The following is a 15,424-nucleotide window of genomic DNA, read 5'->3' on the forward strand; positions in this document are numbered from 1 at the left end:
GCCCAGTAGTAACCATACCTTTTTAAGGTGTGATATCAAATCATCACACCTTACTTTTCAACTGCACTTTGTGTTTGCTCTGCAAAAGCATTTGTTGTTAATAACTCCAGACAAGCTTCAATCGGTTTCGCCGGACTGTAAAAGAACCCTTGAATATGATGGCAGCCGAGCTCTCGCAGCTTTTCAAGTTGAGTGAATTGCTCAACCCCCTCTGCTATCACTCCAATCCCCAATTGATCACTCAGCTTTATAAGGCAGTCTATCATTACTTGTTTGTTGTAATCAGACATTAAGCTGTCGACAAAGCTCTTATCTATTTTTAGGTAATCGACCTGATTTTCTATTAAGTTACTTAATGACGAATAGCCAGTACAAAAATCATCAAGTGAAACTTTGACGCCATGTTCTCTTAGTTGGTTGAGCGTTTTCCATGTATAGCGATTCGTGGCAAGTGATTCAGTTACTTCAATGGTAATTGCTTCATACGGGATCTTGGCTTTTTCAATAGCACAGGTGATTAACTTCACCTGATTAATACTGGCTTTAAACTCGCTAACGGAACGATTAATAGAAATACCTATATCTGTGAAACCAGCATGATGAATTTTTGCTAAGTCTTGACAGCTACGCTCAAGCACAAACTGTCCAACTAAATGGATAAGACCAAACTCTTCAGCAATAGGAATAAAAGTGCCTGGCGACACCATGCCGTATTCATCATCAAACCAACGCACTAGTGCTTCAAACTTTGTGATGTGATTTGTGTCAGCATTTACGATTGGCTGGTAGTATACAGTTAGCGATCTTTCTTTAAGTGCTTGTTTCAACTTGTCCTTAAGCTTTATTTTGTTTAAATAGGCGTTTTGAATTGCCGCATTGTGTAGGGCTACCTGCCCGCGCTCAGTTTTTTTCACACTGTTAAGTGCATGCGCCGCGTTTCTCAATAAATTTGCAGCAGTGATCCGTGAACCTGCTTCGAGTTGTGCAACTCCCGTCGAGCAAGTAACTTCAATGGTAATTTCATTAAATACATAAGGTTGAGAGAGTTTCTGTGAAAGCTTCTGGGCAACTTTAAGTGCACTTTCTACATCGCTATGAGTGAGCAATAGCGCAAATTCATCACCACCATACCTTGCGATAATATCATTTTGTCGAACGGCATTTTTTAATCGTTTTGCAACAGATATAAGTACCTTATCGCCAATCTCCGGGCCAAAAACATCGTTGACTTCTTTAAACCTATCCAAGCCAATAAAAAGTAGTGAGCAACTGGTATTGTTACTTCTAGAACCTGAGATCTGCTCTTCTAGGCGCTGCATAAAGCTGCGGCGATTTAAAAGTGCTGTTAGCGGCTCATGGTTGGCGTAAAAGGTGAGTTGGGACTCGTTACGCTTCCACTCAGTAATGTCTCTAAAAATGCCAACATAGTTAGCGATTTTACCATGCTCGTCTTTGACGACACTGAGCGTTAGCTCTTCAGGGTAAATTTGACCATTTTTACGACGATTATGGATCTCCCCTTTCCAATGACCAAGTGTACTCAACGACGCCCACATGGCTTCATAAAAAGATTTGTCTTGCTTACCAGAGGAAAGAACTGCAGGGTCTTGCCCTAACAATTCATAGCCTGTGTAGCCCGTTAAGCGCTCAAACGCACGATTCACCATAATAATTTTATTGTCATTGTTGGTGATCATAATCGCTTCAGTGGCATGCTCGAAAACAACATTGGTCAGCTCAAGCTGTTTATTAAGCGAAGAAATGTAACTAATATCTTGTATGGTTGCGGTGAAGATTACATCATCTATGTTTTGATCATCAGGCTCAACCTGTCCGATAATTCGCAGTAGACCATGATGTTCTGTCCGTGACGCTAACGAAACTTGTAAATCTATATTACGAACAGCACCTAACCTTACCTTTTCCAATGCAACTCTTAACCTTTCACTATCTTCTATCATGAGCTTATCAAGAAGTAACGATAATGAAGGTGAATCTGCTTGTGTTTTCAGCAAATGATTTAAATGAGAGGAAAAATAGTGTTTGTTTTGTTTAAGCTGCCAAGTCCAAGTACATAAATCTGCTATCTGCTCGCCTTTTGCAAGCTGTTTGAGCAAAATACCTTGTTTATTTAGCTCTAAGTTATGACTAAGCTCGGTTGAGATCAGGTGTCCTAGCTCTTGAAACCATAGTTTTTCTTCACGGCTAACATGTTGTTCCTTGTTAAATAAACAGACCATGATACCGATTGGAGTATGATCTAACGCTCTTAGCGTTACTCCTAAATATCCTTCTATACTGAGGACACGAAGAATTTCATCCTCTTCATACAGTTGTTGTAGGCCACTGGTAACACTGCAAACGCCATTACTTGCCTTCGCGTCAAAGCATGGCGTGCCTTCTAGGTCATAAATGATATTGTCGACTTCTTCACCATCCGCAAGGTACATCACGGTTTTTACACGTTTGTCGTTATCGATAAACTTACCCACAAAGCAGTGATCAGCATCAAAGCGCTCGTACAATTGCTTTAAGGCAAATTGATAACGCTGGCTGGTGGATGTCATATTGTAAAAATGGCTAAACGATAAATTCATAGAAGTCTGTAGGGCCAATCCTAACCAAGAGCTGTGTTTAATAGATAATAATAGTTCATTAAACTACATAGAATATAAACTCAGATCAATAAATTTGCTTTGAGTGATGGTTGGTGGTCAGTGGTAAGAAGATAGCGTCAGTAGACGCCATCTTACTTTAGGGAGATTAGCCGGTAATTTGCGGTTGTACGTCAAGGCCGTAGCCAAACATAACCGCGAGCACTAGCACAGTTGCGGCAGCCAGCATAAGTTTAGCCATTAACGGCATGCAGAATTTAAACCAATGCGTATAAGGAACCCCTGCCATACCAAGGATCCCCATTAATACTGCATTAGTTGGTACTATCATATTGGAGAAACCATCACCAAATTGATAGGCCAGCACTGCAACTTGTCTTGGTACCCCAACTAAATCACCCACTGGAACCATCAATGGCATAGTGACATAAGCCTGACCAGAGCCCGATGGTATGAACATATTTAAAAGCGTTTGGATAATTAACATACCCACCGCCGAAATTTCCGCAGCTACATAAGAAAGTGGTGTAGAAAGGCCATGTACGATGGTGTGCAGGATTTGACCATCCTCAAGAATAAGTGCAATACCACGAGCTACACCAATAAGTACAGCGGTAGTAACAAGGTCAGAGACTCCTTCGATAAATCGATTTGCTGCTTCATCTGCTGAAAGTTTACCGAGGATTGAAATAACGACACCCCACGCGATAAATAAGCCACCTAGCTCGTATAGATACCATCCTTGAGTTGCAATCCCCCAAACCGCACACACGAGAGTCACAACGAAAGTCAGCAAAATAGTTCTATGACGACCATTAAGCTGTGGATAGCTAGGAGCTTCCTGACCCGCAAGTGGGCAAGGCACGCCTTTCATCATAGAATATTCGGGGTTTTGCTGTACCTTTTTTGAATAGTTCCATACATGATGAAATCCAATTAAGACAAATGGAATAAAAATCGCAAATCGTAACCAAATACCTGAATATACTGGGACTTCAGCGATTTGTTGGGCGATTAATACCGTAAATGGGTTAAATGCTGAGACACCGTAACCAATACCGTAGCCAGCGATAATCATGCCTACCGCGGTCATGGCATCTAATTTCATCGCTTTACAAAGTGCTACCAAAATAAGTACAAAAGGAATGTATTCTCCGGCAGTACCGATAGCGCTTGACGCGATTGCAAAACAGAACACAACCATAAAAATGAGTTTTTGCGGCTTATCACCATTTTTTTCAAGTAAGCGGCCAATTAGCGCATCAACAGTGCCTGTTGCGCGCGCAATAGCGAGTACACCGCCGACTATCATCACAAAGAAGATTACGTCTTGTGCAGCAGCAAAAGCACGAGGGATAGCTTTTAATAGATCCCAAGGAGTAAGACGAACGGACTCATCTGCGATATGGTAGGTACCAGCAAGTACAACTTGTCTACCTGAGTCTGTGGTTGCGGTATCAAAAAAACCTTGTGGAATAATCCAGGTCGACAGCAGTGCAATTAGCATCATACCTAGCAGCAAGACTAGCGTATGAGGAACTTTCAATGTTTTTGCCATGGAAAGTACAGCTCCAAATAAAGGTAACGATAAAAATTGCAACGCATCTTACCGATATTCGGAGCAAATTTCACTTTTTAATATCAGATTTCCAATTATGCTACATTGTGGTTAGCTAAAACGGCGTGCTCAACGCGGTTTCTACCATTGGCCTTGGCCTGATAAAGGCTACGATCTGCAAGTTTAAGCGCGTGATGCAAATCATCAGAACACAATGGCCAGTGAGAAATCCCAAGAGAAATCGTGATATGCCCCGCTTCATCAAATTGAGTTTCTGCAGTGCATGCACGTAAGCGCTCTGCAATGTTTCCCGCCTTATTGATATCTACATGAGGAAGAAACATTAAAAATTCCTCGCCTCCGCTTCGGCACAGATGATCTTGCTCGCGGGCATTGGTGCGCATTAATTCGGCGAGCTTTTGTATTACAATATCACCAACATCGTGACCATAGGTGTCGTTTACTTTCTTAAAGTGGTCTATATCAAGTGCAATAATGCTAAAAGGAATTCGTTGCTCATAGGCCGATTCAAGCCACTTCTCCATTCCGCGTCGGTTAAACAAATGTGTAAGCTGGTCTTGTTTCCGCTCATCATCGAAGCGTTGGATTTGTGCTCCTAAATTTTTTACACTACTTCGCATCGCTTGATATAACCATGTTGCTTCGTAGTACCACGTTGGTACATGTGGGAAGTCGATATTTCGGCCATCCTGAACTTGCTCCGAAAGCTTAGCCAGTCTCCATAAGGGCTTTGCTATGAATGAGCCGAGCCCTAGAACGCAAATGAGTAAAAACACGGTAAATGGCACTGTAGTTTTAAGTACGTGCTTCATGGTGTTTGAGAGATGCGACATGGTCACTTCCAGCGGGCGCTGTGCAACTACGCCCCAGTCGCTTGTAGGCACCAAAGCATAACCAGCAAGCATTGCAACTCCTTGAGTGTTGACGACTTGAGTCGAACCTGAGACTTTCTGAAGTAGTGATCCCACTACTTCATTGTCAGTGACATCCTGTCCTATGCGGTGATCGTCGTGATGATAGATAAGTTTGCCGTTTGGCCCTGTCACAAAAATATAGGTTTTATCTTGATGATGGTGGTTTGCAAGAAGCCGACCTAATATATTGTCTCCTTTTAGGTAAATGCCCGCTGCGATAAAGCCGGCAAAATTCCCTTTATTATCAAACATTGGATGCGTTGGACTAACCATCAAATTGCCCGCAGGAGAGACAAAAGGTCCGACAATAAAAGGTGCCTGCTCACGCAATGGCGAAGTTTCGGCTTCATTTATAAGCGTTGTCCCAACGACCCCGAGTGAGCTGGGTTGAGCTCCTATGATTTCTCCTTGCGCATTGACCAAGACAATGGAATCAAAGCTATGAGTTCGAGTAAGCATTTGCTTAAGCTCGTTATTTATCAATTCCGGGCTATCCAAGTGTGAGACGATAGTTTCACCCGAGGCTTTTAACTGCATCAGAACCGACTGTAAGAAAAGATCGGTAACATCGGCTAACTTAGTTGCATAAGCGCGGTTTGCTTCTAGTGTATCCTTCACCATCACTTGTTTTTGCACTTGATAACTGGAAAATAATGCGTTAAATAACGAAGCTAGTACGCATAGTGTTGCAAGAATAAGTATTAGCTTTTTTAAGTCTAACCAATGTTTCGCTTTATTAATATGTGCCACTAAAAACTCTCTTTTAATGTACTTCCATGTCATTTTAGCTATTCACATTAGAGAAATAGTTAATCTATATCAAACTCTGGTCTGACCAATAACGAATAGCAATGCCCACATTTTTTGTGCCCGCATTATAACCAGATGGCTAGAAATATTTAGTTTTTTTAACAGATTATTGGTATTGTCGCTGTTCTCGGGTGTAAAATAATCTGAACATGAATACAGCGAAACACTAATGAAGAAAAAGACTACTAACCCACTCGTTGGTCACTTTACACTGGCAAGTCTCGCGCTTGCGGCAATCTGGATGTTTGTATCTGATAGAGATGCATTGCTTGTCCTCAACTCCTTGGTGTTAGTGTATATCGTATTTGCCTTAGCAAGGCGATTGATGAAGTCTACAAATAAGAAGTCTACAAACAAAAAGTAACCTTTACTGTTTTGTATCAATTTGCTTAATAATGAGACCTACGTTGAGGCGAAAAAACTTGGTTAGTCGAACTAGATAGAAGATTTTTAACGCAGTTACCGGCATGTTTGTTCCTCCACTTTGAGCAACTGTTAAGACAAATTGGTATTGATTACAGATTAACCTAGTTCAGTGCCAAGGATTGATCATTGACACTGAACAGTTAAAAAATGGGTTATTTTCTAACTAACTTCATTAAGTTTTCTCCCTTACTATCAAGCTTATTGAGCGGTTTGAGCCCCATAATATGTGAAAGCGTTGGGTAAACCTCTAAATTGCTTGCTTGTGTTATCGTTAAGCCTGATTTAAAGGCTGGGCCATGTGCAACAAAGAATGCTGCCATATCGGGCGTTACTTCGTAACCATGAGTGCCATAATAGCTATGCTTACCTCGGCCCATAAATACGATTGGCGCTTTAGCTTGTAAAATAATATCACCTATTCGAGGTGATTCACCTCCATTGAGTTGTAACTTTTGCGCTTTAGTTAAAACATCATAACGGCCTTTAGCTTTTTCACGTAACTGCTTTATAAGCACTCCTTTTTTAAGAGATTTATTGCCTAACGCATAAAGTGATACTCTCGTTCCGCTATTTTTTATCGTCCAATCTTCAGGTATATCTAGGTCTTCAAGTAGCACGGCTTTGCTAGGCTCTACGCTTGTCATACCGTGATCAGAAACGAGTACTAAGTTTACTTTGATTTTGTCCTTCTTTAGAGTCGCGACGAAATCACCAATTAAGCCGTCAATAAATTGTACAGCTTCTTTTGTTTTTTCATGATCTGGTCCATATCCATGGCCCATGGTATCTACTAGAGAAAAATAGCTGGCAACAAACAATGGCTTTTCGCTTTTCGGTAATTTTAGCCAATTATGAATTTCATTAAGGCGGTTTTTATAATCGGCTTGTTTTGAATAATGATAATAATAGTCTGGTGTCATACCATTGATTCTAGCGTCGGATTCAGGCCAAAAGTAGGCGGCAGATTTATACCCGTGCATTTTCACTAGGTTCCACAAAGGAATACCGCTAATCCATGAGCTATCCACTTTACCCATCCCCATTTTATAACACTCATCACGTTTTTTATCGCAAAAATAGTTATCAACAATACCATGATGGATTGGCTTTAAACCTGTTACGATTGATAAGTGGTTTGGAAAGGTTTTGGTCGGGTATTGAGGCCATAGCTTGGTCACACGAACGCCCTGTTTGGCAAGCTTTGCTATATTCTTTGCGTCGTGCTTTTCGATGTAATCCCATCTGAAACCATCTATAGAGATCAATATAGTTGTGGCGCGCTCAGCAAATGCAGCACAGCTAAAGATGGATAAAGTGAAAAGAAGGATTTTGAGCATGTATAAATTCCTATGTCATAAGAGTACCGCTGCAAAATTAAGAGGCTATGCAGCTTGTTCCGTGTGATTGCGGCCGCATTAAATCACAATGATTTGAAATTTATATTGATTTGCGGTCAGTGGATGACAATTATAGATATTCGGGGAAGGTTAACTTTCACTATGTTGAAGTAGAGCTTAATTAATACTTGATCTATGTCAAAGTGACCTTTATATTAAAGTTTCAATAATTACTGAAAGTTTAGAACGATGAACTTATCACCAAAAATAGAAAATTTTGTACTTCATTGCGGCGAAATGGGAAGCCGTTGGGGTTTCAATAGAACGATAGGACAAATGGTGGGCTTGTTGGTTATCAATGAAAAACCATTGACAGCGAACGAAATCGCCGATGCGTTAAAAATTTCACGCGGTAACGTGAGTATGGGAATTAAAGAGTTGCAATCTTGGCAACTTGTAAGAGTTCACCATGTTCCAGGAGATCGCAAGGAGTACTACTCTCCAAATGGGTCTATTTGGGATTTAGCTAACCGTGTTTTTGAAGAAAGAAGAAAAAGGGAAATTGACCCAACACTCACCTTACTTCGAGACCAAATCCTAGATAGCGCTAACTCACCAGAAGAAGTATATGCTCAACAGCAAATGCAATCCATTCATGACCTACTTGAAACTGTCACTAAATGGTCAGCCGAACTTCAACGCTTATCACCAGAGCAACTACAGTCGTTGATGAAACTCGGATCTTCAGTGAGCAAAGTAATAGATTTAAAGGATAAATTATTACGTAAGTCTTAAAGTGCGAGGTGCGTCATGCTTGATACGTTGTTATTGTCGCGAATACAGTTTGCGGCAAATATTAGTTTTCACATTCTCTTTCCCACAATAACCATCGCATTAGCTTGGTTTCTGGCGTTTTTTAAACTCAAGTATGACTTGACTGGCCACCCCGTTTGGTTGCGGGCCTATCGCTTTTGGGTCAAAATTTTTGCGTTATCTTTTGCCCTTGGAGTGGTTAGCGGCATTACTATGTCTTTCCAGTTCGGTACAAATTGGCCTGGATTTATGGAAAAAGTCGGCAATATTGCTGGTCCTTTACTAGGTTACGAAGTACTGACCGCATTTTTTATGGAAGCAACATTTCTGGGGATAATGCTGTTTGGAATGAAGCGTGTGCCACCTAAAATACATACTTTAGCTACTTTCCTTGTAGCCATTGGTACAACACTTTCAGCATTTTGGATCTTGTCTTTGAACAGTTGGATGCAAACCCCGACAGGCTTTGAGCTCAGAGACGGAATTGTGTACCCTACTGACTGGTTTGAAGTTATTTTCAACCCTTCATTCGGATATCGTTTCTTCCATATGTTACTGGCCAGTGCACTTACTGCTTCGTTCTTGATAGCCGGTGTCAGTGCATATCGAATGCTCAAAAATGATGAAAAACATGCACCTAAAAAAGCGCTAACAGTGGCTTTGACGGTCGCAGCGCTTCTTACTCCAATACAGGCTTTTGTCGGCGATTTACACGGCCTAAATACGCTAAAACATCAACCACAAAAAATTGCGGCAATGGAAGGAGTATGGGAAACAGAAAAAGGAGCACCGCTCTTACTCTTTGCGATTCCTAACGAGGAAGAAAAGCGCAATGATTTTGCGATAGGCATTCCTAATATGGCTAGCTTTATTCTTACCCACGACGTTAATGGTGAAATTAAAGGGCTTAACGAATTCAAAGGTGAACACCCACCAGTTAAGCCCGTCTTTTTCGGCTTTAGAATTATGGTTGGTATGGGAATGCTGATGATTTTGGTCGCGTTTGTTACCCGGTTTACGCTGTGGAAAAAAGGTGAGTTACCCAAGTGGCAACTAAAGGCTCTTGTAGCTATGACCTTTTCTGGCTGGATAGCAACTCTAGCGGGATGGTATGTCACCGAAATTGGCCGTCAGCCTTACATTGTTAGTGGAGTTTTGAGAGTTGAAGATGCTGTAACTACAATTGCCTCGGAAAACGTACTATTTACGCTGGTTGGCTATCTAACGATATACGCAATCTTATTGTACGCTTACATTCGCACTTTATTCCACACTGCCAGCAAGTCTGTAGAGGTGGAAGAATATGACATGAAGGAATTCGCTGAGGAGGTGACTCGTGTTTAATCCGGAATATCTATCCCTCATCTACGCAGGTTTGATGGCACTTGCTGTGCTTGTTTATGCAATATTAGATGGCTATGACCTTGGCGTTGGCATGATGATCCCACTGGATGATAAAGAAACAGCAGATACTATGATTGCCTCAATTGGTCCATTTTGGGATGCTAATGAAACTTGGCTAGTTTTGGCAGTAGGCCTTGCATTTATCGCATTTCCTCAAGCCCATAGCATGATTTTGCAGGCGCTTTACATTCCTGTTGTTTTCTTATTATTTGGCTTAATTATGCGTGGTGTTGCTTTTGATTTCAGAGCAAAAGCGCGAGTTAAACGCCAAAGACGGTGGGACAAAGTGTTTAAATTCGGGTCGTTACTTACTTCGTTTGCACAAGGATACATGCTGGGACTTTATGTCATAGGCTTTGATAATACACCGCTTGCTCATGCATTTGCAATCTTTAGCGGGATCGGTGTTGTTTGCGCGTATGGCTTGATTGGTTCAGCGTGGTTGATTATGAAGTGTGAAGGGAAACTACAGCAAGATGCAATCAGTTGGTGCAAAAAATTTGCGAGAGTTGCTTTTGTTGGTGTGTTGCTTGTTTCTATCATCAATCCAGTTATTAATGAATGGATCTACGAGCGGTGGTTTGACCTACCTATGGCTTTGGTAGTAATGCCTGCCCCAATCATCTGCTTGTCGCTTTTTGTAATCTTAGAGCTTGTGTTACAAAAGTTGCCAAAGTCACCTAATAGTGGTGCTTGGCTGCCATTCCTCATATCAGCGTTTATTTTTGTACTTTGTTTCTTCGGCTTAGTCTATAGTTTTTACCCGTTTGTGGTACCAGGCAAGCTGACCATCTTTGAAGCGGTTGCTGACGCATCAGCTCTCACCTTCTTATTATATGGCGTAGTGATTGTGGTGCCGACCTTAATTGCATACACGTTATTTTCGTACCGAGTCTTTTGGGGCAAGGTTCAACCCTTGTCCTACTATTGACACTTGCATACATTAGCCCAACCAAAAGGCAGCGAGTTGGAAGCTGCCTTTTTTATTATTCTAAAAACAAAGTTTGCTAAATTATATTTTGTTTAAGGCATTTTCAAGCCAAGTGTATAAAAAAGCCCGTTGCTAAAACGGGCTTGGTCGTTGTGTCGTGATCGTTAGATTTTTGGATAACCTATTCTGTCAGATAGATATCCAACGCTTGAGGCAAAGTAATAAGATCTATTCCAGTTCATCAAGGCCTTGTAATTGTCATAAGCAAGGTACATACGGCCATTGGCGTCATCTGGCATTACTAATGCCGCAGTGATATTCACTTGAGGTAAGTCAGTGCCGTCCATTCTACGAAGACCAAGCGCTTGCCACTCTTGTAGTGAACGCTCTGACTTACGCCATTCACTAAGCCACTCTTTGTGTGACTTGGTGCCACGCCTTAAAATGTAGCTAGTGTCAAAACCTTCTGGAAGCTGTACTTGGCGACCCCAAGTAAGATCATCGTTCCAGCCCACACTTTTTAGATAGTTTGCAATTGAAGCAAACGCATCTTCTTGTGTGGTCCAGATGTCCTTACGACCATCTTTGTTATAATCAACTGCGTAAGAAGTGAATGACGTTGGCATAAATTGAGTTTGCCCCATCGCTCCCGCCCAAGAGCCTTTAAAGTCATCTAGGCCGATGTGGCCGTCTCTTAAAATATCCAGTGCAGCCCATAGCTGTCTTTTATACAAAGCTTCTCGACGACCATCAAAAGCGAGCGTTACCAAAGCGCTAATAACCGGGTAACCACCTTGAATGCGGCCAAAGTTACTTTCAAGGCCCCATAGGGCAACAATGAAGCGCGCCTGCACACCATACTCTTTTGCTATCTTTTCTAAAGATTCTTGGTGTTCTTTATAAAGTTTGCGAGCTTGTTTTACCTTCCACTCAGGAACGCGCTTTGGTAAGTAAGTCTCTAATGTTTCGACAATTTCTGGTTGGGTTTTATCTGCCTTAATTACCTTTTCCTTAAATACTGCCGTAGCAAAAGCGTCCTCAACTAATTTTTGCGAGTAACCCTTTTCAATTGCTTCTTGTTTCAGATTATTAAGATACTCATCAAACTTGGCTTGAGTGTTGGCGAAAACTGATGTGGACAAACAAACTGAGGCTACTAATAGGGAAATTTTTTTTATCACGAATCTGTTACTCCATTTTGTTTTTTAAACTCATCTAGCAAACTTTCTGTGTGAGGGGGAAGCTGCAAGTAAAAACCATCATCAGTTAACTTTTGCTTAACCGTATCAAGATCTGCAATACCCAACTTTGTTCTTCTAGCAAGATCAACCATCATGACGTAGACCGGCGTGCCAAAAGTTTCCATTAAAGGTGCAGGCACGTTGGAGAAATCATCTCTTTTGGTTACAAAAAGGTAGGTATCCGCTTTTTTTGGACTTTTGTATATGGCAGTGAGCATTATAAGCCTATAAATTCTTGCTAATCATTGGCGCTCACTATACCATGCTATTAGTAAGTTGTGGAAAGTTTTACTACCCTCTAAAGTCAGGTAAATAAGGCTTTAGCGGCGGTTGTAACAGAAATTTGAGTACATATGGCAAATCAAACATTCGAACTAAAAGGAAATCTATTTACACTCTCTGTACTACAGTTGTTTTCTTTAGATCTGACCAAGTTAAGACAAGATCTTGATAGCAAAATTTCGCAAGCACCTAAATTTTTTCAAGGGGCACCAATTGTGGTCAATTTAGCTGATGTTCAGGAGCAAACTGTAGAATTCAAAGAGTTAAAGCAAACACTGGTCGATTTACAGCTCAATCCAGTGGGTGTATGTAGCGGTACTCAAAGTCAGCACGACTTAGCCAAAGAAGCCGGGTTTTCTGTACTAAACTATTCAAGGGATGTGCAACCGAGTGCCCCATCGCAATCTCAAGCAGCTGAAGTAATAGAAAAACAAGTTTATCTTCCAGCTCAAATTGTGAACGGAACGGTACGTAGTGGTCAGCAAATATATGCTAAAGACCGCGATCTGATCGTGCTAGGTGCTGTAAGTCACGGTGCAGAAGTTATCGCAGATGGTAATGTGCACATTTACGGTACGTTGCGTGGTCGTGCAATCGCAGGTGCGCAAGGCCAAGAAGACACTAGTATATTCTGTCAACGCTTAGAAGCTGAGCTAGTGTCTATAAACGGGAGTTATTGGATCAGTGATTCACTGCAAGGTGAACACTGGGGTCAAGCTGCTCAAATAACACAACAAGACGAATCATTAAAAATTACAGCTTTGGTCAAAGGATAAATCAGATGGCAAAAATTATTGTCGTAACTTCAGGTAAAGGCGGTGTTGGTAAGACAACGTCAAGTGCAGCAATTGGTACTGGCTTAGCGCTAAAGGGTTATAAAACAGCCATTGTCGATTTTGATATTGGTCTTAGAAACCTTGACCTAATAATGGGATGCGAGCGTCGCGTGGTGTATGATTTTGTTAATGTCATCAACGGCGAAGCTAATCTAAATCAAGCGTTAATCAAAGATAAGCGTGTTGAGAAGCTGTATATACTTCCAGCTTCGCAAACTCGTGACAAAGATGCTCTTACTCGAGAAGGCGTGGAGCGTGTGTTAAATGAAATGAAAGAAGAATTTGATTTCATTATTTGCGACTCACCAGCTGGTATTGAAGCGGGTGCTATGATGGCTTTATACTTTGCAGATGAAGCAGTGGTTACTACTAACCCTGAGGTGTCATCTGTTCGTGACTCAGACCGCATTTTGGGGATTCTACAAAGTAAGTCCAAGCGTGCGGAAATGGGGCTAGAGCCGGTTAAAGAACACTTACTGCTGACACGTTATAATCCAGAGCGTGTAGACAGCGGTGAAATGTTGTCTGTAGACGATGTTAAAGAAATTTTAGCGATTGATTTACTGGGTGTAATACCTGAATCAAAAGCGGTACTCAATGCATCTAACTCAGGTCAGCCTGTTATATTAGACCAAGAGTCCGATGCTGGCCAAGCGTATAGCGATGCAATTAACCGCTTACTAGGTGAAGTCGTCGATTTCCGCTTCTTGCAAGTTGAGAAGAAAGGTATCTTCAAGCGGATCTTTGGAGGGTAAGGTGTCATTATTAGATTATTTCCGCTCTGAGAAAAAAAATAGCGCGTCGCTTGCAAAAGAGCGACTGCAGATCATCGTTGCTCATGAACGATCAAAGCGTGGTACGCCGGACTACTTACCACAACTCAAGCAAGACATTCTTGATGTTATTCGTAAGTATGTAAAGGTAGACTCGGATGCTGTCAACGTACAGTTTGAACAAAATGAAGATGATTTAGCAGTACTTGAGCTGAACGTCACTTTACCTGATGATGAAAAGTAAATTCGAATTTAAAAAGGGCTATGCGTAGGTAGCCCTTTTATTTGTTTAGCACCACCAGCTGTCTAATTTGTCCCCAATAAGCTGAGCTCTCCAGCCTAGAGCGAGGTCCGGCCTCATCAGCAACTGTTTTTCTTCTGGTGATTTTTTCCACGACCAGCTGATCACTTGGTTTATTTGTTTCTTTGAGGCAAACACATCAACCGGAATATTATTATCCTCGGCAACGTTAGCGACCACATGTTTGATATCCTTACAGGCTGCTTTGTAACCTTTAAAGTCGATGAGTCTTCTTACGCGTTGTGGACAATTTTGTTCACTCACCTCTTTTGCTTTTTCTATACAGGCGAGAATTTCTTTACCTGAGCGATTGACTTCCATGGGCTCAACACCCGGAACATTGCGTAAACTACCCAGTGAGCTTGGACGACGTTTGGCAATCTCCACCATATTATGTTCTTTTAGCACAAAATTGAGTGCTAAGTTTTTTTTCTCTGCTTTGGCTCTGCGCCATGCTGCAAGTTCTTTCAGGGTGGCAAGATCTCTAGGCTTGAGCTGCCATACGTTTTTAACATCAAGGTAAAGAACTTCATCTGGCTGGCGGAAACTTCGCTTTTGAGCGAGCAACTCACTTTCTTGAAGCACTATGTTAAATAGCTGCTTTTCATTTACTCGCGTCTGAATAGTCTCAAAACATGGCAGTAAATGATATACATCGGAGGCGGCGTAATCTAATTGGCTCTGAGTTAGAGGGCGGCGTAACCAATCTGTTCTGGATTCACTTTTGTCAATGTCTACGTCTCTAAGTTGCTTCACCATATTAGCAAAACCAATACAACTACCCTCACCTAACAACTGTAAAGCAAACTGGGTATCGAATATTGGTGATGGGATAAAACCTGCGAACTTTAGAAATACTTCGATATCTTCCGAAGGAGAATGGAGTACTTTTAAAACACTAGTATCTGAAAATAATGTCCAAAGCCTACTAAAATCTATATCGGCTAATGGATCGATAAGAGCAAGGTGGTTACCATCAAAGATCTGTAATAGAGCAATTTCTGGGTATAGGGTGCGGCGACGCATGAATTCGGTGTCGACGGCGAGCACTTTGGCTTTCGAAATAGACAAGACAAATTCATCTAGTGCTGTTTGGCTTTCAATAACTTGATACTGCACTGTTACTCCCATGCAATTTACATAACTAGCCATATCACGCTAG

At 41.5% G+C, this 15,424-nt stretch carries 14 protein-coding genes; 7 read left to right on the forward strand and 7 right to left on the reverse strand.

Annotation, left to right across the window (positions count from 1 at the left end):
• Nucleotides 1–50: 50 nt before the first annotated feature.
• The 3 genes from CWC29_RS18940 to CWC29_RS18950 form a co-directional block, all read right to left on the reverse strand.
• Entirely contained in the window at nt 51–2,597 is a 2,547-nt protein-coding gene (locus tag CWC29_RS18940; RefSeq protein WP_138524222.1) for a putative bifunctional diguanylate cyclase/phosphodiesterase, read from the reverse strand.
• Between the two features lie 166 nt (nt 2,598–2,763).
• Nucleotides 2,764–4,173, reverse strand: coding sequence for a YfcC family protein (locus tag CWC29_RS18945; protein ID WP_128727131.1), 1,410 nt, complete (start codon nt 4,171–4,173; stop codon nt 2,764–2,766).
• 95 nt (nt 4,174–4,268) lie between these two features.
• On the reverse strand, nt 4,269–5,858 hold the full coding sequence (locus CWC29_RS18950) for a sensor domain-containing diguanylate cyclase (RefSeq protein WP_128727130.1): 1,590 nt from the start codon (nt 5,856–5,858) through the stop codon (nt 4,269–4,271).
• 229 nt (nt 5,859–6,087) lie between these two features.
• Here CWC29_RS18950 and CWC29_RS18955 point away from each other — a divergent pair, with 229 nt between their 5' ends.
• A complete protein-coding gene (locus CWC29_RS18955; protein WP_138524223.1) occupies nt 6,088–6,282 on the forward strand; it encodes a hypothetical protein in 195 nt (64 codons plus the stop codon).
• A gap of 214 nt (nt 6,283–6,496) precedes the next feature.
• On the opposite strand, the gene CWC29_RS18960 is transcribed toward CWC29_RS18955, so the two are convergent.
• Nucleotides 6,497–7,681, reverse strand: coding sequence for an alkaline phosphatase family protein (locus tag CWC29_RS18960; protein WP_138524224.1), 1,185 nt, complete (start codon nt 7,679–7,681; stop codon nt 6,497–6,499).
• A gap of 249 nt (nt 7,682–7,930) precedes the next feature.
• On the opposite strand from CWC29_RS18960, the gene CWC29_RS18965 reads away from it, so the two are divergent.
• Genes CWC29_RS18965 through CWC29_RS18975 form a run of 3 tightly spaced genes read left to right on the forward strand, consistent with a single transcriptional unit; the run spans nt 7,931 to nt 10,829 of the window.
• Nucleotides 7,931–8,476, forward strand: coding sequence for a GbsR/MarR family transcriptional regulator (locus CWC29_RS18965; protein ID WP_128727127.1), 546 nt, complete (start codon nt 7,931–7,933; stop codon nt 8,474–8,476).
• Nucleotides 8,477–8,491: 15 nt separating this feature from the next.
• A complete protein-coding gene (locus CWC29_RS18970; RefSeq protein ID WP_138524225.1) occupies nt 8,492–9,838 on the forward strand; it encodes a cytochrome ubiquinol oxidase subunit I in 1,347 nt (448 codons plus the stop codon).
• Nucleotides 9,831–10,829, forward strand: coding sequence for a cytochrome d ubiquinol oxidase subunit II (locus tag CWC29_RS18975; RefSeq protein WP_128727125.1), 999 nt, complete (start codon nt 9,831–9,833; stop codon nt 10,827–10,829). The genes CWC29_RS18970 and CWC29_RS18975 overlap by 8 nt, the downstream gene beginning before the upstream one ends.
• A gap of 164 nt (nt 10,830–10,993) precedes the next feature.
• On the opposite strand, the gene CWC29_RS18980 is transcribed toward CWC29_RS18975, so the two are convergent.
• Together CWC29_RS18980 and CWC29_RS18985 are read right to left on the reverse strand one after the other, a co-directional pair.
• Nucleotides 10,994–12,010 (reverse strand): lytic murein transglycosylase, encoded by a 1,017-nt coding sequence (locus CWC29_RS18980; protein WP_128727124.1) that lies wholly within the window; start codon nt 12,008–12,010, stop codon nt 10,994–10,996.
• The gene (locus tag CWC29_RS18985) at nt 12,007–12,288 is read right to left on the reverse strand and encodes a YcgL domain-containing protein (protein ID WP_128727123.1); all 282 of its coding nucleotides are present in this window, start codon (nt 12,286–12,288) and stop codon (nt 12,007–12,009) included. The genes CWC29_RS18980 and CWC29_RS18985 overlap by 4 nt, the downstream gene beginning before the upstream one ends.
• A gap of 135 nt (nt 12,289–12,423) precedes the next feature.
• On the opposite strand from CWC29_RS18985, the gene minC reads away from it, so the two are divergent.
• Genes minC through minE form a run of 3 tightly spaced genes read left to right on the forward strand, consistent with a single transcriptional unit; the run spans nt 12,424 to nt 14,205 of the window.
• Nucleotides 12,424–13,128 carry a septum site-determining protein MinC gene (gene minC / locus CWC29_RS18990; RefSeq protein WP_128727122.1) on the forward strand — a complete coding sequence of 235 codons (705 nt, stop codon included), beginning with the start codon at nt 12,424–12,426 and terminating at the stop codon, nt 13,126–13,128.
• A 5-nt stretch (nt 13,129–13,133) separates the two neighbouring features.
• Nucleotides 13,134–13,943 (forward strand): septum site-determining protein MinD, encoded by an 810-nt coding sequence (gene minD, locus CWC29_RS18995; protein ID WP_095727585.1) that lies wholly within the window; start codon nt 13,134–13,136, stop codon nt 13,941–13,943.
• A 1-nt stretch (nt 13,944) separates the two neighbouring features.
• Nucleotides 13,945–14,205 (forward strand): cell division topological specificity factor MinE, encoded by a 261-nt coding sequence (gene minE, locus CWC29_RS19000; RefSeq protein ID WP_010372964.1) that lies wholly within the window; start codon nt 13,945–13,947, stop codon nt 14,203–14,205.
• Nucleotides 14,206–14,250: 45 nt separating this feature from the next.
• Here the strand turns inward: minE and rnd are convergent, their stop codons facing one another.
• On the reverse strand, nt 14,251–15,381 hold the full coding sequence (rnd, locus tag CWC29_RS19005) for a ribonuclease D (RefSeq protein WP_128727121.1): 1,131 nt from the start codon (nt 15,379–15,381) through the stop codon (nt 14,251–14,253).
• Nucleotides 15,382–15,424 lie beyond the last annotated feature (43 nt).

The organism is Pseudoalteromonas galatheae (assembly GCF_005886105.2).
Lineage (GTDB): Bacteria > Pseudomonadota > Gammaproteobacteria > Enterobacterales > Alteromonadaceae > Pseudoalteromonas > Pseudoalteromonas galatheae.